The 18,231-nt window shown below is 50.0% G+C and carries 14 protein-coding genes; 12 read left to right on the top strand and 2 right to left on the bottom strand.

The genetic code is table 11. The annotated features are described in order from the left end of the window. Positions 1–2 precede the first annotated feature (2 nt). From J0X00_RS04860 to J0X00_RS04805, 12 genes are read left to right on the top strand one after another with little or no spacing between them, the layout of a single operon-like run. Complete coding sequence (locus tag J0X00_RS04860; RefSeq protein WP_282476484.1) at positions 3–293, top strand: head-tail joining protein; 291 nt, start codon at positions 3–5, stop codon at positions 291–293. Beyond that, positions 290–919, top strand: a complete 630-nt coding sequence (locus J0X00_RS04855) for a phage tail protein (RefSeq protein WP_282476483.1) — start codon at positions 290–292, stop codon at positions 917–919. Before J0X00_RS04860 ends, J0X00_RS04855 begins: the two co-directional genes overlap by 4 nt. Beyond that, entirely contained in the window at positions 909–1,358 is a 450-nt protein-coding gene (gpU, locus tag J0X00_RS04850; RefSeq protein WP_282476482.1) for a phage tail terminator protein, read from the top strand. The genes J0X00_RS04855 and gpU overlap by 11 nt, the downstream gene beginning before the upstream one ends. A 2-nt stretch (positions 1,359–1,360) precedes the next feature. Beyond that, positions 1,361–1,870, top strand: a complete 510-nt coding sequence (locus tag J0X00_RS04845; protein WP_282476481.1) for a phage tail tube protein — start codon at positions 1,361–1,363, stop codon at positions 1,868–1,870. A 2-nt stretch (positions 1,871–1,872) separates the two neighbouring features. Next, a complete protein-coding gene (locus J0X00_RS04840; RefSeq protein WP_282476480.1) occupies positions 1,873–2,322 on the top strand; it encodes a phage minor tail protein G in 450 nt (149 codons plus the stop codon). Then, entirely contained in the window at positions 2,322–2,669 is a 348-nt protein-coding gene (locus J0X00_RS04835; protein ID WP_282476479.1) for a phage tail assembly protein T, read from the top strand. Before J0X00_RS04840 ends, J0X00_RS04835 begins: the two co-directional genes overlap by 1 nt. Continuing rightward, positions 2,650–4,839: a hypothetical protein gene (locus tag J0X00_RS04830; protein WP_282476478.1), complete on the top strand. Its 2,190-nt coding sequence runs from the start codon at positions 2,650–2,652 to the stop codon at positions 4,837–4,839. Before J0X00_RS04835 ends, J0X00_RS04830 begins: the two co-directional genes overlap by 20 nt. Beyond that, positions 4,840–5,433: a hypothetical protein gene (locus J0X00_RS04825; RefSeq protein WP_282476477.1), complete on the top strand. Its 594-nt coding sequence runs from the start codon at positions 4,840–4,842 to the stop codon at positions 5,431–5,433. Then, positions 5,430–5,987 (top strand): DUF2163 domain-containing protein, encoded by a 558-nt coding sequence (locus J0X00_RS04820; RefSeq protein ID WP_282476476.1) that lies wholly within the window; start codon positions 5,430–5,432, stop codon positions 5,985–5,987. Before J0X00_RS04825 ends, J0X00_RS04820 begins: the two co-directional genes overlap by 4 nt. Then, the gene (locus tag J0X00_RS04815; protein WP_282476475.1) at positions 5,987–12,019 is read left to right on the top strand and encodes a hypothetical protein; all 6,033 of its coding nucleotides are present in this window, start codon (positions 5,987–5,989) and stop codon (positions 12,017–12,019) included. Before J0X00_RS04820 ends, J0X00_RS04815 begins: the two co-directional genes overlap by 1 nt. Before the next feature lie 59 nt (positions 12,020–12,078). Beyond that, positions 12,079–15,525 carry a hypothetical protein gene (locus tag J0X00_RS04810; protein WP_282476474.1) on the top strand — a complete coding sequence of 1,149 codons (3,447 nt, stop codon included), beginning with the start codon at positions 12,079–12,081 and terminating at the stop codon, positions 15,523–15,525. Continuing rightward, positions 15,525–16,328, top strand: a complete 804-nt coding sequence (locus J0X00_RS04805; protein ID WP_282476473.1) for a DUF4376 domain-containing protein — start codon at positions 15,525–15,527, stop codon at positions 16,326–16,328. Before J0X00_RS04810 ends, J0X00_RS04805 begins: the two co-directional genes overlap by 1 nt. Positions 16,329–16,635: 307 nt before the next feature. Here J0X00_RS04805 and J0X00_RS04800 read toward each other — a convergent pair whose 3' ends face one another. Both J0X00_RS04800 and J0X00_RS04795 read right to left on the bottom strand, forming a co-directional pair. Continuing rightward, on the bottom strand, positions 16,636–17,199 hold the full coding sequence (locus J0X00_RS04800) for a PhnA domain-containing protein (RefSeq protein WP_168797023.1): 564 nt from the start codon (positions 17,197–17,199) through the stop codon (positions 16,636–16,638). 137 nt (positions 17,200–17,336) lie between these two features. Continuing rightward, complete coding sequence (locus tag J0X00_RS04795) at positions 17,337–18,131, bottom strand: M48 family metallopeptidase (protein ID WP_136485742.1); 795 nt, start codon at positions 18,129–18,131, stop codon at positions 17,337–17,339. Between the last annotated feature and the right edge of the window lie 100 nt (positions 18,132–18,231).

Genomic DNA, 18,231 nt, shown 5'->3' with positions numbered 1-18,231 from the left:
CCATGTTTGATAGCGAGTTTGATCGGTTGATGGATGACGCAGACCACGCCATTTATCAGACCATGGGGGTTGAGGTTCGTATAAATGGCGGGGATTCAGTCACGGCCATTTATGACGAAAACATCAACGAGTTTGATGCCATGTCTGGCCGGGTCAGCCGTCTGAAATTTCGCCGCACGGATAATGTCCGGGTGAAGCGTAATGACCAGATCGAATTCGTTGCCAGCGGGAAAATAGCCAAAGTAACCAGTGGCCCTTACTACGAAGACGGCGAGACGGTGGTGGTGTTATGAGCGCGATTGATGATCAATTAGCCCTTGCGGTTAAAAACCTGGCTGGCCTGCAAAAATCAGCGGTACCGCGCGCCAGCGCTATGGCGATTAACCGCGTCGCCACAAGGGCGGTGGTCTACTCAATCAAAGATGCAGCGAAAGCCATCAAAGTCACGCAAAAAGTCATCAAACCAAGGGCCACTGTTCGCCGGGCTTCTGCTAAGCGCCCGGTGGCTTATGTGCGGGTACGTCGTAACGACTTACCCGCCATTTCTATCGGTACGGCCCGTACGCAGGTTAAGCGTAAAAAGGGCCGTATGCAGGTCAGCAGTGCGGTGCGGGGTGAGCGGGGACGATTTGCCAAACGGACACTCTCTGGAAATACCGCGATTGTGGTCGGTCGCCATAAGTTTGAGAACGCGTTTATCCAGCAGTTGAAAAATGGTCGCTGGCACATCATGCAGCGCACCAGCAACCGCCGTTATCCGATTCAGGTGTGTAAGGTGCCGGTGTCTGCTGAAATCACCAGTGCGTTTGAGCGTCACAGCGCGCGTTTAATGAAATCTGACATGCCCAAAGAGCTGGCCAGCGCGATGCAGCAGCAAGTTCGTTTGGTCGTGAGACGAGGAGCCGTTCGTGGAAATTAACCGTCAGATCCGACAGCAAGTCATCAGTGACTTGAAAGCCAAGTTGAACCCGCCCGATGGTGAGCCGACGATAGCCTCCTTTTTTGACGGCTTTCCGGCGTACATCAATGTGCCTGAAAGCAGCATTTATGACGAGGGTGGAGACATCCCGGCTATCGCCGTCAGTTTGGGTGACGGCGAACCAGGCGCAAGCTCGATGAGCGAGATTACCTGGTCAGCCAAGATGATCGTGCGTGTGTATCTGGTCGCAGACACCGATGTGGATGCTGATTTGGATGCGTTGGGACAGGCTGTCCTCAAGGTGATTGGTCAGCATTACAATGCCGCCGGTTTGCTGGAGAACTGTAATCGGAGCGGTTTTGACTATGTGCGAGATGACGAGCAGCCATGGGGCATGCTCGATCTTATTTTTAATGTGGAATACAACGAAGAGGTTTAACGATGAGTGAAATCACTGATCTCTCCAAAGCGATTAAAGGTGCCGGAACGTCTTTTTGGCGTCTGAAAGATGGACAGGATGAAACCGCCCTAACTTATGCCGATTACCTGGCGGATGATAAATGGGAAAAGCTGGCCGGTTTGAAAGAAATCACGCCAAACGAAATCACCGTGGCCGATGAGGACGATAGTCGTCTGGATGACGATGATGCCGAATGGACCAAAACCACGCCGGGCCAGAAAACTCCGGGCGAAACCTCGCTGGTTTTAGAGTGGAAGCCCGGTGAACTCGGTCAGCAAAAACTGATCGCTGATGTGAACAATAGCGTCACTACAGTGTATCGCAGTAAATACCCCAATGGTGCAGTGGATGCGTTCCGTGGCTACATTAACCAGCTGGGTAAAACCGTCACCATCAATGAAAAAATGACGCGCACCGTCAAATTCATGCAAGTGGGCAAGCCCATCATCGCTGAAGATTTGATTGTTCAACAAGCTAATGCGGGGGCGTAAGCATGACGGCCTCATTTCTTAGCAAGAAAAAAGTGCCTATCGGTGACGTCTCCGTCACCGTGACCCAGCTTTCCGGTCTGGAGCGTTATGAGTATATCGAGTACACCTCGAACTTAGAGCAGCCATCTATGCCGGTCAAGCCGGATGATTCTGCACCAGAAAGCGAAAAACAGCAGTATCTGGATGCGATGGCCAAGGTCATCAACTTATTCGGAAAAATCACGTTTCAGGCCCGTGCCCGGTTGGTGGCTTATGGCATGAAAGATTGGGACATGCCGAATTTGGATGAACGGCACCAGTACGTGATGGCACACTTCACGGAAGAGCACATCAATACACTCCACGATGAAGTGGCTGAGTTTTCGGGTATTCCTTTGCCCAAAAGCAAAGATCCAGAAGCCGACCATAAGCAATCTGAGCCTAGCGAGGGTCCCATCGACCCAAAAGCGTAGTGCTGGCTGAAAAATCCTTCGCACAGAATCTTGCGCGTGAGTTCAACATGCTGTGTTGGCGGCGCGCGCTGGATTCAATCAGCGGAGAAATGGTGGTTGAGTGGCAGGATCATTTCTCAAAGCATGGATTCACCCATGAAATGGATAACTGGCGTTTTGCAGTCGCTTGCGCGTCCAACTGGAACATCACGGCAGCGGCCGCTGGTATAAAACTTGATAAACCCGCCTCGGTTCGTGACTACCTTCCAAATCCTGAACCAATAGAACCCGATGAACCGAATGAAGAGCAGTTGATGGCCATGGCCGCTGCTGCCGGAGGAGTGCGTTTTGAGTGCCCAAGTAGCTGACTTTAATATCCGTTTTAATACGGAGAATGCGCAGTTTAATCGCGATATTGAGTACGCAAAGAAGATGCTGCGGGGCTATGCGCAAGAAGCCGAAGCGGCTAACGATTCGACCGCTGGCTTTACTCAGAAATTGGATAAAGCCAGCGCCAGTTTTCAGAGTTTGCGTTCAACTGCGCTCAAAGCGACCGGGATTATTTCAGCCGGGCTGGGTTCACTGGCCACTGCGACCACCATGATGATCAGTAAAACGGCGGACCAAGGCCGTGAGATTGAGCGCATGGCCGGTGTCGCTCAGGTATCTGCCGAGCAGATTCAGGCGTTAGCTTATGCCTCTGAGCAGTACAGCATCAGTGGCGATAAGATGGCTGACATCCTGAAAGACACCAACGATAAGTTGGGTGATTTCACGGCTAACGGTGGGGGTGAATTTAAAGACTTTTTTGACAATGTCGCGCCAAAAGTGGGCCTGACGGCGAATGAGCTGAGTAAGTTGTCCAGTCCGGAAGTGTTGGTCGCGGTGAAAAACGCGATGGATGAAGCCAACGTCCCGATGAAGGAGCAGATCACTTACCTGGAAGCCATTGCGGATGAAGCCTCCGGGTTAATGCCGCTGCTGGAAAATAACGGCCAGAAGCTCTATGAGCTGACGGGTCGTTACGATGATTTGAACGTGGCCATGTCGGAATTCGACATCCAGAAGTTCAAAGACATGGACCAAAAGCTCAATGAAGTCGGCATGAAGCTCCAGCGCTCTTTTGCCAATGCTGTGATTGGTTCCAGTGATCAGATTGACTGGCTCACGGACAAGTTGACCACGGCAGTGGATTACTGGGGGACGATGTTTGACAGCATGGCGGACACCCCTCGCACGGAATCAGGATTAGTCAGCCGACTTTCAGAGCTGCGCTCTCAACTGAAAGAAGACCAGGCTGAGCGGGAAAAACTCACTCAGGAGTTTGAAAAGTATCGCGGTGTAGATCGTCAGAGCCTGCCGAGCATTAACCCGTTTGGTCAAAGCAAAAATGAACTGGCGAACATCAACACTGACCTGAGTCTTGTCAATGAAAGCATTGAAAAGGGTCAACAGGAAATTGACCGGCTGCAGAAAAAGTACAACACCCTACGGTTCGGTATGAACTATGACACACCTCAGCCAGGTCTCCGTGATGACTCCGGCTCATCAGGCTCAAGCGGCAGCGGTAACAGTGATGAAGTGGCTAAACAGCAGAAAGCCAGCGAGAACATCCTTGCCTCACTCGACAATCAATACGCCTCCGAGCGTGAAAAGCTCAAGCTTGCTCATGATGACCGTTTAGAGGAAATCGCGCAGCTTAATGTTTCTGAAGAAGAGCTTCGCCGCCGTGGTTTTGACTCGATGGAAGCGCTCCGAGCTGAGTATCGCTCTCGGGAGAATGACTTCTATGAAGAGAAACAGGAGGAGTTTACCGAACGACAAGAAGAGGCGATGCAGCGAGAGCTTGATGCATATGCCGCCAAAGAAGAAGCGAAAACCGAGAAAGCGACCAGAGAAGCTGAACGGAGAGCCAAAGCTGAAGAGCGTTACGAAAAACAAGCTCTTCAGATGAAAATGCAGATTGCGTCTCAAGCGCTGGGGATTATCGCTTCTACTGCAGAAGAAGGGTCTGCGCTACAGAAAGCTGCCTTTGTTGCGCAAAAGGCACTGGCGGCGATGTCAGTGATACAGCAGGGTGAAGTAGCTGCGATGGGTGCTATAGCCGAAATGCCTACTCTGGCAGGTGAGGCGATGGCTGTAAGGATTCGTGCTATGGCTGCGGTGAGCGCCGGACTGATTATGGGACAAGGTCTTGCCGGTATGGCCCACAGCGGTATTTCTGAAATTCCGGCCGAAGGTACCTGGCTACTGAATAAAGGCGAACGGGTTTACACCAATGAATCCGCTAACCAAATCGACAGTATGTATGAACGCATTATGTCTCTTCATGACACGCCATCCTTTCGTGATGTTGGGGGGCCGTCAATCAGCGGTTCAATGCCATCGGTATCCTCCTCTGATAGTCAGCCTATCCACCAACATTTTACCTATACCGCGCTCGGCTCTCGTGAAATGCGGCAGATGATTATGGACCATCGCGAAGATGTGTATAACGCGGTGGCGGCGGTGAAACGAGACCGAGGGGAGAACCTATAAGTGGACTTATCCAAGTTTTGCAAAGACCTCGAGCTAAAATCCAATTACCCGTCAGAAAGCAATGAAAGCCCCAACCTCCATGTTGAAGTCTTAGATATTCCAGGCCACCGGTTTGAACTGGAATACACCAGTCGAAAGTTGAAGGACCAAGATGAACACATGGAGTTTTGGACCATGGTAGAAAGCATGCGGCCAGCTGTTGCATTCACCTGGAAGCCACCGATTATTAGCAAAATTCGTGGGGTGGGCGGGAATGCGATTGTACAGGAAACCCCACCAGGTAGTTTTGAGTTTTCCGTTTATAACGCGCCGCCAGATGTGGTGTGGTTAAAGGCCGGTGACCTCATCACACTGGCCAATCAAACCAAAGTGTATCGGGTGATGGCTGATGTCATCACGAACCAGGCAGGGGAAGGAGTAGTCAAACTGAACTGTCCCATCAAGAAACGCATTCCTGCCGGTACCACTGTGAACGGCAGCGGTGCGGAATTTACTCTGATCAAAAAGCCCGGCTCTAAACCGCAGTCTTACGAGTTGAAAGCTGGAACGCCTTTGATCGCTTACGCCAAGTTAGATTTTATTGAGTTTCTATGAAAAGTTACCCTCAAAGTGTCGTGGACATGCTCGCAAGCCGGTTGGTGTCGTATGTCTACTTAGTCAAGTTTTCGCTTGAAAATGAGCTGACGTTTACCAGTGGTGGCCATGATATTGAATATGGTGGTTCTGTCTATCAGGCATCAGGTTCGTTTCAGGGGTTAGATTCACTCAACCGAACCGCTGAAATGCGCGTGTCGGAAGTGAAGTTTGGTTTCAGCATGGCGGACCCGGCGATTGTCGCCACTATCCTGGGCACGGATGTTTTTAAACGTGAAGTTCGAGTTGAACGTGCGTACCTCAGCCAGACAACCGGTGAAGTGTTGTTCGTTGAAAGAGTGTGGAGCGGAACCGTGGTGGGCAAATCTGACGATGATTCTGACGGCCAGATTCAACTGACCGCCGCTAGCCGGTGGTCTCAGTTTGAGCGGACAAACACATGGCGAACCTCCCCACATTCGCATAAGAAACGTCATTCTGAAGATGAAGCGATGAAATATGCGGCCATGGCCTCAAATACCGTGTATTGGGCCGGGAAAGCAGGAGCGAAATAGTGTTTGGATTAATTGCAATAGTTGTTTCTCTTGCAACCGCTGCCTATAGCATTGCTATGGCTAAGCGGATGAAGATGCCGGACCAGGAGCGTGGTGGTCTGGCCGTTAACCGGTTTGGTATCGATAAGTCTATCCCGGTGATTTACGGAACCAGGCAGGTTCCGCCGGTTATCGTGTACCAAGGAGTCAAAGATGTATCCGGCGATCCGGATAATGAAGTCTACTATGCGATTCTGGTCTGGACGGTCGGCCCGATTACCAGTCTGTCAGATTTCACTTTTGATGATTTACCTTATTCAACCTTTGGTGTGTCTGCGACGCCAGGGGACCAACGATTAGAGCATTGCTACGGCAGTGATGATCAGACTATGCCAGCATGGTTTCGTAATGAAGCCCCGGATGACATGTCCGGCATGGACTTTCGTGGTTTGGCAGTCACTTATCTCAAATTGCGCATGGATGACGAATACAAACGTTATCCGCAAGGCCGTCCTGAGTTCAAAGCCACGATAACTGCGCGCTCATCCAATCCCGTTGACGTGATCTACGACTACCTGTTCAATTCTGACTATGGTTGTGGGTGGGATGTCGACTGGGATGCAGAGCATAACGAACTCATGCGTTCGTATTGCAATAACGTCTATGATGGGCAGCGATTAATGACCTGTAATATGGTCATTGATACCGAAAAAAAATTGCAGGAGAACGTGGAAGACATCCTGCAAACCTGTCGCGGTTATTTGATTGAGGGCCAGTTCGGTCTGAAGCTCGAAATTGACCGCGCCAAAGATCCGGTCATGCACGTTAGTGAAGACATGCTGACCGGTGGAATGTCGTCCGCGTCGGTCAATATTAACCAACGCTACAACTCGGTGACCATTCGTTTTCCTAATAAGGATTTGAAGTGGAAAACGGATGAAGTCACGTTCCCGGAGAAAAACAGCGCACTCCATCTTCAATGGTTAGAAGAAGACAACGGTGTTGATTTAACCAAAGAAGAAACCGTGTCGGGTATCGATACCTTTGAGCATGCCATGCAATATGCCGAGGTACTGGCGAGAGCCAGCCGGGACTCAACCACACTCAACTTGTCGGTGCAGTCATTTGTTGGCTGGCAAGTGGAAGAGATGGATGTGGTCACCGTCGCGTCTCAGTCGAGAGGCTGGATCGCGAAGCCCTTCTCTGTCCGGGAAATCAGCTACAAGGAAAAAGAGACCAAGTTAAAGCTGGTCGAGTATCAGGACAGTCATTACTTGTGGCACCAAAAGCCACCGAAGCCGGATTATCCGGACACTGAACTGCCCAATCCAAACAAGGTCGCTCCTCCGAGCGACCTTTCTTTTTTAGTGTCAGACCTACCGGGCGTATCCGGCGTCCTGGCATGGAACAGCGCCGGTGGCTACACCGACGGCTATGACGTCATCGTCGTGGCCGATGGCGAGGAAATCTGGCGCCAGAGAACCCGCACCAAGTATGTCGCCATTCCGGTCTTTTTGAGCGGTCGCTATGAGCTTGCCGTCAGAACGGTCGGTGCGATTGCGGTATCGGGCTGGTCGGTATTGAGTATCGACATAGTCGCCCCAGATGCTCCTTTTGAAATCCAAGTGGACGCCGGGAACACGTACATCATCCTGCGTCCCAAATCGACCACATTGGCGTTTGGTACGGAGTACGAATTTTGGTTTAACGGGGAGTTACGTGGCACTGGCGTTGCTTGGCAGATCGAGGGACTGCAGCCGGAAACCTTGTATTCTTTCCAGGTACGCGCCGTGAATGCGGTCGGGCAGAGCGAGTTCGTGCAGGTATCCGCAGCGACGACAAATGATGCTTCGGTACTGCTGGATATTCTGGCCGGCAATCTGACCCGGGAAATCCTGGACGACAATCTTAACGCCTATTTTGACTCACTGGATGAGTCGTTATCGGCGTTGCATGAGAATCAGGCTGCCAGCGAAGTGGCGTTGACAGACATGATTGGTGACGTTGAACGTTCAGTGGTAGAACTGAAAGACGTCACCGAAGTCAACCGGATCGCGGCGACGGAAAGTATTGAAGCGGTCAAAGCGGACCTGCAGCGCAAAGATATGCAGCTACAATCGCTGACTCGCAGCAGTGAAAGTGCAGCCAAGAGCGTGTTTGATTCTGCAGTCCGGATGCAGACATTCATGCAGGAGCATGAGCGCCGGTTACTTGAGGGGGAAACCCTGACCGATGCGGTGGTGTATCGTGACCGGGAAACGGGTCTGATCATTAACCGGGCTTACCAGTACACGGATACCCGTTACAGTGAAGCCTCGCTGCGTATCGATGGCGTGGCCGCGCAAATCCTGCTGGCGACGCAAGACATCAACCGGGTCGAAACGGAAACCGGTGATCGCCTGGTGTCGGCAGAGGCGGCAATTCAGCTCAATGCGTCGGCTATCACACAGAAAGCATCATACTCCGATGTGAATGAGGCGATCTCTGGGGCCATGGCCGCAATTACGCCTGCGTACTCGTGGCAGTTCAACACGACCGCCGAGGGATGGCCGGATGTCACTTGGAATGTGGGCGGGACCATTACCGGCACCGTGTTCAGCCGCTCGGACTTATCCTTTGATGCGGATGAAAACACCGCGATCCGACTCCGGGTCAATGCGGCCAGTGGCGGCACTCTGTCCTGGAACGGCGGAAACCAAGCTGTCGCGATGCCAGCGCCTGGCGTACCTGGTGAATTTGAAACGGTGATCCTTGCTTTGTCACCGGAAGATGGCTGGACCGGACCCATTAACAGCATTCGCCTGGTGATGGATGCGGAAATCGCCAGCATCGAAATTGGTAAGCCGTCGGCGTCAGAGCTGCAACTGCGTGACCTGTCTTATCGCGTGACGCAGGCAGAACAAGAACTGGATGCCGAGAATGCGCGCTGGTCGGTGTACATCACCCAGGATTTCTGGAATAAGAACGCGCTGCAGCAATCTGATGTCCGTACTCAAATCGATGCCTGGAACAGCACCTATGGCGTCACGGCCACACTGCAGACACTGTCGGACAATGGCACGGTGGACAAAGCCAACTCCGCACAAAGCTGGATTGATGGCGCTGACGCGCATATCACCGATTTGGTGGTGGCTTACAACGGGAAATCGGGCGGCACCGATGATCAGCTGGCCGAGCAGGCAGAACAACTGCAGGCGGCGCAGCAGAAAATTGATGCTCTGGATGCCGAGATTGATCAGACTGTGGTCAGCATCACCGACGTCCGGAATGCGGCCGGTGACCGTGAGCGTGGCTATCAATCCATGCTGGAGAGTTTTAATGACTTTCTGCGTACTGGGGAGATCGAGACAGAAAAAGTCTCGCTGTCTTACGCGCAGCAGAAAATCAACGCTCACAGCACGGAGCTGGCCAGCCAGGCTCAGTCACTGTTGCAACTTTTCGCATCGAGAGATGCCCAGCAAGCCAGCCTTGTGCGATTGGATAAAGCGACCGCTGATAACGAGCAGGCGATAGCTGAATCTAATCAAACACTGACCGCTCAGATTGAGGACGAAAGCCAGGCGCGCATCAGTGCCGTGTCACAGGTTTTGAGTGACCTGAATCAGTCGATGGCGACGCTGCAGAGCAATCTGGAAAGTCAGCTGGACGATGAGAGCCAGGCGCGCATCAATGCCGTGTCACAGGTTTTGAGTGACCTGAATCAGTCGCTGGCGACGCTGCAGAGCAATCTGGAAAGTCAGCTGGACGATGAGAGCCAGGCGCGCATCAATGCCGTGTCACAGGTTTTGAGTGACCTGAATCAGTCGATGGCGACGCTGCAGAGCAATCTGGAAAGTCAGCTGGACGATGAGAGCCAGGCGCGCATCAATGCCGTGTCTCAGGTGCTGAGTGACTTGAATCAGTCGATGGCGACGCTGCAGAGTAATCTGGAAAGCAAGTTGGATGATGAGACACAGGCGCGTGTCCAGGCCATTTCTAAAGTGGTCTCAGATGCGGATCAGGCCCGGGCGGATTCTGAGCAGATGCTTGTGTCTCAGATTTCCAACGTTGAGAACCAGTTACCCAGCGATGCGGGCCGGGATGCGCTGCTGGCGGCGTTCGACAGCCACCGACAAGAGGAGAAAATTAGCGACCAGGACATTTCGTTGTCCTACGCCAATCAACGTTTAACGACACTGACCACCAAACTGGCCAGTCAGGCTCAATCTTTGCTGGATTTGTTCGCGGCGCGAAATGCTCAGCAGGCCCAACTGACCCGTTTGGATAAAGTGGTAGCGGACAATGAGCAGGCTATCGCAGAAAGCAGCGAGACACTGAGCTCTCAGATAGACGATGAGAGCCAGGCGCGTATCAATGCAATTTCGCAGGTGATGAGTGACAAGGCTCAGTCTCTGGCGACGCTGCAGAACACGCTGGAAAGTCAGCTGGATGACGAAAGCCAGGCGCGTATCAATGCAATTTCGCAGGTGATGAGTGACACGGCTCAGTCTCTGGCCACACTGCAGAACACGCTGGAAAGCCAGCTGGATGACGAAAGCCAGGCGCGCATCAATTCAATTTCGCAGGTGATGAGTGACACGGCTCAGTCTCTGGCCACACTGCAGAACACGCTGGAAAGCCAGCTGGATGACGAAAGCCAGGCGCGCATCAATGCAATTTCGCAAGTAGTGAGTGATTCGGCTCAGTCTTTAGCGACCGCCACTCAGCAGCTGACTGCACAGATAGGTGAGCAAGCGGCGAAAGTGGCTTATCACGCAGAAGCTTTTGTGGATAAGGATGGCAAAGCGACGGCCAAAGGTGGCCTGACTACGGACGTCAACGGACGGGTCAGCGGGATGGTCAACACAAACGACGGTGAGCAGTCAGCACTGGATCTTATCGCCGATTATCTGCGTGTAGGAGTCATGCAGGGCGATAATTTTGTGCCATTACTGCAGCTGGATGCGGAACTTCGCGAGCTGATACTGCGAGGCCGTATGATCCTCGGCGATGGGGTTGAGTTGAAAAACGCCGCCTCAATTCAAGCGCAAGTCGGGGCCGGGTCATACACGCTCACGCTGCGAAATGGCGCGTTCCCGGATGATGCAACAGCCACTAATGACTTTGTATCGACCTATGGCCGCGCGCCGGAAAAGGATGCGCACCTGACCTACCGCAATGCGGCGGGCACAGCGTCATCGATGAAGCGCTGGACAGGTGCGGCATGGTCAACGCCGACCATGATCGTTCACGGTGACCAGATCACGACCGGCACGGTAACGGGCGACCGTTTTGTGGCCGGTACGGAAATCCAGACGCCGGTACTCAAAGGTGGCACCGGCGAGTTTTCCGGTGCGGTTCGCGCGCAGGATGGCTCTTTCATCGATAAAGTTGAAATCGGGTCAGCCGGTGGCTATCGCGTGTTTATGCGCAGTGTGACCAATGCCGGCTATAACGTTATTGAGGTGGTTAATTCGTCCGGTAACGTGGTGTTTGCTGTGCAGGGCAACGGCAACTTGTATTCGGTCGGTGGCGGTTACCTGGATAACCTGACGATCGGTAGTAATGTTGACGTTATGGGTAGAGTGAGAGCTAACCAAATTATTGGTGACGTGGTCAGCGCTGAATCTGTCACGATCAATAAGAGCGAGCACAAATCCGCATCGTGGAAATCAGTCGGTACAATATCAGGCATTAACAATACTGGTCATTTGGCTTCGGTGGTTTTGAATCCGATTTCAATTTATACCCAGTATGGTTTAAGCCCTAATCGTGACGAACAGATGAGAGGTTATGGTACGTATTATTGCCGTGTGCTTTATAACGGTAGTGAGGTGGCCAGGACATCCAGCCGCTTGTGGTCAGAGACCGGAGGTGGTTCATCCATAAGATACGCGAGCTTTATGTCACCGACCTACTGCAGAAAAATTGAAGCGGATGAAGAATTTACGCTAACGCTTCAAATCTATTGTGAAATGCAAAACTTCGGGAATGGTGACGGCACCGCGACTATGCGTGCGGAATGCGACACCGTAGCTCAGGTGTTTCGGTCCGGCTCTGCTTTTTACAATTAAATTTAACCATGATTCAAACCCAGCTTCGGCTGGGTTTTCTTTTTTTGAGGAAATACTTAATGAGTTGGATTCAACTAAATGTCACGGTGACGAACGGCAGCAATATTGTCACAGTCAATAACAACCTTTCTACGGTCTCTGTGCGTGTCGGTGATGCTTTAGTGATCGCTGGGTTCAGCCCGGTGGAAATCACGGGCGTATACGCTGACAGCTTGCGTATCGCCAGCAATTGGGAGAATGCAGCACAGAATGGCAGTGCAGCGGCGGTTATGCCAACGTTTGGCGACTTCGACAATGCTGCCGCCACAATGCGCCAGTTTACTCAAACGACACAGGGTAATCTGGCTGCGATGGAAGCATGGTGGACCCAGCAAGGAAGCGTGATATTTAAAGGCCAGAATGGCATTGAGCACCAAGTGCGCAGTGCCAAACAGATGGATTCTGATATCGAAGAACTAGAAATTAATGGCCGTGAAATAATCGCAGAGTTTGAGCAACAAGCTCAGTCTATTTTTACTGATATGTCTGCATTTAAAAACCTGCGCTCAGAATCTGACTTGATCGCAGACAGAGAGGCCATGCAGAGAGAATATGCTGGTAGTGGGATGATCCACGCAGGGCGAGCTTATAACAGCAGCGCATCGATCATAAACGAAGGTTTATGGGTACTAAGCAATCAAGCTGCGTTTGCGAATAAAATAATAGTTGGTAGACCTTTGGGATCTGACCCTAGCGGAACATCGAAAACCCCTCATGCAGAGTTTAATTTGTCGCGCGTTTCAATGGCATTAAAAGGTGTAGGTAGGAATGTTGAACAGGAGTTTCAATTTAGCCTACCTCCCGCACCGCAAGGAACGGAAGTATATGATGCCTCAACAGGGGAGCACATCAATTACGAGACAGATTTAGACCCTCGTTACGGGAACGTTGCTTTGACAAGAGACGAAGCAGTGTTGCGTGCTCATGAAGGTTTGGTAAAGAATGGATTCTTCCAATATGGCTTGGACGGTTGGAGTCAGGATACCCTACTAAAGAGAGCCGAAGTTATTGATGGTGCACTGTTAATTGAAGATTACCAATCATCAGGAGACTCATACATCCATCAATGGATGGACATTCCAGACGGTACAGAGTTCGTATTTGAAGTTGATATAGAAGAACTGCAACCTGGTTGCACGTTCTATGCTGAGATGGCGTATGCGGGAGCTTCTGCACATGATTATCTAAGGGTAGCCGATGCAGGAGTTCATACTAAAATTTTTAAAGTCCCTGAAAACTCAGGAGATAAGATTCAGCTACGCATAAGAGACGACAATAATACGGGAGGAACTATGGTTATAAATAGTATTACTCTAACGCCCGTGTCTCGTAGTGTAGTAACTCATCCCGTAGACCTTGTCACTCTTGAGATTTATTTACGTGAAATAAATACGGATGATCCGATTCTTTATCCATACGGGATGCAGCAATGCGCCCTGACGCAAGTTGATGGTATTTCTACAGTTGTTAATGATTTTCGACCACGTAGTCATTTCGATGCCTACCCAGGCCAAGGGGCTCCAGCAGGCAGAGGTTTCAATATTCTCAACGGTAGCTTGAGTGAGGAACAATTAGCTCAAATTTTCCAGAACAAGAAGCATAAAGTTTATCGATTAAGCGATGGTAAAATTGTCCAATGGACAGTATCACAACGCACGATTAGAGGTGCCGGGAATGGTGACTGGCAAAACCTCCAATCTAACGCAGTTACGGGAGTTCGTTATTCTACCTTTTCTTCAGGATTAGTCACGGCGAGAGGTCAGCTCGATTCGCCATCACCGTCTGCTTATTATGATAATGAGAGCAACGGTTACAATACTCTGCCAGAAGTCGGAATGTTTACTTCTCGAAGTGCTCAGGATCTTGGGGTCGCTGTAAATGGAGAGTGCTACCTTTACGTATTATCTACTGTTCCTCGTCTTAATCAGGGAGTATGGCACCCGACCAAGAACCCACACGGTACAGCGACAGCCACGGTACCAGACAGTATCAATCCAAGTTCCAAAGTAGCCACAAATATACAGCAACAGATGATAGCATTGGCGCACTATAGAACGGCAGCCTATTTGTTTAAAACAGGGAATACCTATGGCCAAGAATTTGTTCCAGGGCGATACGTGGATACTGGTTCCGTTAATGAACCGAGTAACTACAACGCAATACGGCCTGATGGAAAATTGCACGATATTATATTTGGTGGTGGCGTTGGGGGTGTCATTGATTGGCGTAAGCCAGCATATCCATCTTCTGTTATTGATGATGCTAAAGTCCTGGAGAAATGTAAAAACAGCTCTTACCGTGGGTTAGAAAAGCTAAAGCAGGCCCGTTTAACTCGCGGAAATGAGTCTGGTCGGAATGGAAATACATTCGGGGTGTATACGACAAGCTCAAGGGTACAAGTGTATGGAAACGATACGCTAGGACGCAGCTACACGTCATTTTTGAAGGTAGGTGATGTTATATACCTATATCATTCCGGCTTGAATGAAGTTGTTAAGGCAATAGTATTTAATGTGGCTAGCGATAATGTTTGGTGCCAATATGTTGAGAATTCCGCGAGTCAATGGGGATTTGCTACAGCAATGGCTTCAACCAGCGAATTGTACATTCTGGCACTTGAAAGCGCAGGCATTTCCGTTTCCGGCACATTTAAAATGATGGATGTAGTAGCGAGTATCGAGTCTATAATCAACAGCCCTATATTATCGGAGGGGTGGCTTGGTGGGTTCGTCCATGTTGCACCGAATGGTAACTATTCTTCGTTCCCATTATCACGCCCTGCATCAGCACCTGCGATCACATATGCAAGGTCTAATAATTATGGGACAACCTGGGTCATAGGACCGGTTACATTAAGTTCTACAGACAAAGAATTGAATCAATACTCGGCTACGTTAGCTGAGGGCTCAATCTGTCTTTTGTTCTACGATGTGTGGGCGGCTATCACTTGGCCAAGTAGTGCAAGGATGCCAATGTTAGGGGGGCCGACATGTAATCTTGGTGTGTTTGTTTCTTGCGATTCTAAGGACATGAATGGACGAAATTTATTAGCATCAATGATTAATAAAGTCTGCTCTTCTAATTCATCAGGCGTTCAATATGATCATCTTTCCGTGTTGTCTTGTAATTCCTCTGGCAATAGTGGAGTCATACGAAATGTTCCAGGGCCAAGCCACGCAAAAGTGCCTTTAGGTGCCCCCAATAACAGCTCAATCGCCGGAAAAGTTCTCACATATCCTATTGCTAAAGATGGGGTGCGAACATTGCAGTTCCAGTGGAATGAATTGCGATTTGTTGGGAATGACTGGGGGGATAGCAATGTAATGACCATCGTCGATGGGATAAGTTCATACACTGATTTAAACAATAACACATTGTTATGTGGCTGCTCTGAATTAGCCATTCCCTATGGATTTATTGATAATCGTGCGCGCGCTGGTTTTCAAACTAAAGGAGTCGACTTGTAATGTTTGATAATACTCAAGGAACGCTGTTCGACCTACCAGATCCCATTCGTAATTTCTATCACGAAGAACTGAGGACATTGCCTACGGGAAATAAAATTTCATCGGTATATAAATACCAGGATGAGGATGGTGTAGAGCAAGAAACCGTACGTTTAGTTGATGAATACATTGATGTGTCATTCCTAGTTGAGAACCCGCGTGATGACCTTAAAAGTTGGGCCTTTGTCTCATTAGCAAAAGAGCGTGGTGATCCTGAATCTGTGAAATACACCATCAGCAAAGCGTGTGAAGCGGAGAAATGGGCGTTTCATGATGAGTATCTGGCCTGGCTTGAACGAACCCCCGTACTCGATGACAGCGCATTTCTGGAGCGCATCGATGAGGAGTCTGAACCGGTATTTTCGCCAGCGCTTTATGATGCTGCGATCGATGCGTGGCAACTTGATGAGCCTATTTTAGCAATATCGGATGAGAGTCAGATAGTGGCGGACTATCATCAGGAACTCGCTAAATCGACCCGAGAAAGCGTGGTTGAAAGCAACATCGAGTTGTTTAATGTCGTTTGGCAAGTTGATGCGTCTGGTCGGGATAATATGACCTCTGCTATCGCGTATGCTGAACGCTTGGGAATGTCCGAAGATACTGTTCGGCAGTGGATCCTCGCAGACAACTCAGTGCGAGAAACGTCGGTTTCTGAACTGAAATCTGTGCTCAATGCGTACACCGAGCGCCTTGACGCCGTTTATGTTTCATACACAGTTTGGCGAGAAGGCTCAAAGTTAGAGCTCTTTCAGTTTAAATAGTATTTAAACGCCGTTTAATAGAAAAAATGAGCACAAAGAATTGTGCTCATTTTTGTAGTCACTAGTGCTTACTTTTAGCGGCGCGCTATATTAGGAAAACAGTGAACTTGCTCTTTCTATTTATGATTATGTCTCTTTGGGGCAATTTGATTTTTACGTGGGGCGTTTTGGGGCAGTTTTGGGGCAAAACGAGCCGTCAAATAGGGCTAAATATGACAGTGTCACTTTCTGACGCTAAGTCGTAGGGGACAAAAAAGGAGCCTGAATAGGGCTCCTTTTTTCTTTTAATTGAGGTCGTTGTTCGGACTTATTTCTTACGGCAGTACTCAGCAATGATGAACATTGACTGGCCGTTGACCTTGCCTGAAACGTGCTTAGGATCGTCGCTCAGGCTAATGCCACGAACGACAGTGCCTTGTTTGATCACCATAGAAGAGCCTTTCACCGGCAGGTCTTTGATTACCGTTACGTCGTCACCTTTTTTCAGCTCAACGCCGTTCACATCACGCGGTTTTTCAGCGTCGTCGTCCAGGCCGATTTCTGCCCATTTCTGGGTTTCTTCGTCTAGGTACATCATTTCCAGCAGGTCCTGAGCCCAGCTTTCTGCTGACAAGCGCTTTAGTTGACGCCATGCCAGTACCTGAACCGGCTGCACCTGGCTCCACATGCTGTCATTCAGACAACGCCAGTGGTTTACATCTACTGTCTCTGGCTCTTCAATCTGACCTTTACATGTATCACACAGCATAACCGCGTGATCGACAGTGATTTGAGTATGCGGCGCCACCACGAACGGAGACAGTGAAGATTGGGCTGCACAAAGTTCACATTTAGATTCGCAGCGCTCAAGTAGTGTTGCTTCAGTAGACATAAGTCCCACCTTATAAATTTTAGTAAGCGCGTATTATCCACGTTACACACAAGAAAGAAAGGGATATTCTGACTTACACTTAAAATCAGTGGGTTATTTACCGATAATTGCTGATAAATAACCCACAATCGCTGTAATTAAGCACTGCCACAGTTAGGACGCGGGGTCGAAAAAGCGGGCATCGACTGGATTTTAGCCGTCAGGTCTTTAATTCGGGTATTGTGTGAAGGGTGGGTAGAGAGCAGTTCAGGCGGTTGACCGCCACCTGAGGCTTTATCCATATTTTTCCACAGTTCAATACTCTGCTTAGGATCAAAACCAGCCTTGGCCATCAATTCCAGGCCTACAATATCGGCTTCAGACTCCTGCGAGCGGCCATAAGGCAGTATTACGCCATATTGCACACCCAGGCCGAGCGCGGCCATGGTTGCTTCTTTATATTGAGCATACTGGGTAGAACCGATCGCAACATCGGTAATTTGCATGCCGACATTGGCTAACTGGGTTTGGGACAGACGTTCATTACTATGGTTGGCGAGGACGTGGGAGACTTCATGACCCAGCACGGTCGCCAGTTGATCTTCATTAACTGCGACTTTCAACAGACCGGAATAAACGCCGATCTTACCGCCCGGCAGGGCAAATGCGTTAACTTCATCACTGTTGAATACCACCACTTCCCAGTTATCAAAGCCACTTTGTTTAGGGATCTGGCGGGTAATCGCGTTAGCCACACACTGTACATACGCATTGGTTTTTGCGTCCTGATTAATTGGCACTTCCTGCTTCATCTGGCTAAATGACTGGTCACCCAGGCTGGTCATATCCTGGCTGGAAAAAAGTAGCAGTTGGTTACGCCCGGTTGGTGATGCCGAGCAGGCTGTTAAACCGATAACAGCCAGCGCACAGCAGGCTTTGGTCCATGAACGCATTGGAGTCTCCCGATCAAAACAACACGAATAAAATGTGATAGATTTAAATCCTAACATGACGCAAGAAAAATGGAATGATTTTGGCGGTTTTTCATTATCA

The organism is Vibrio sp. ABG19, from assembly GCF_029962385.1.
Taxonomy (GTDB): Bacteria; Pseudomonadota; Gammaproteobacteria; order Enterobacterales; family Vibrionaceae; genus Vibrio; species Vibrio ostreae.
Note: the sequence above shows the minus strand (reverse complement) of the source record. Positions and strands in the feature narration are given on the sequence as shown.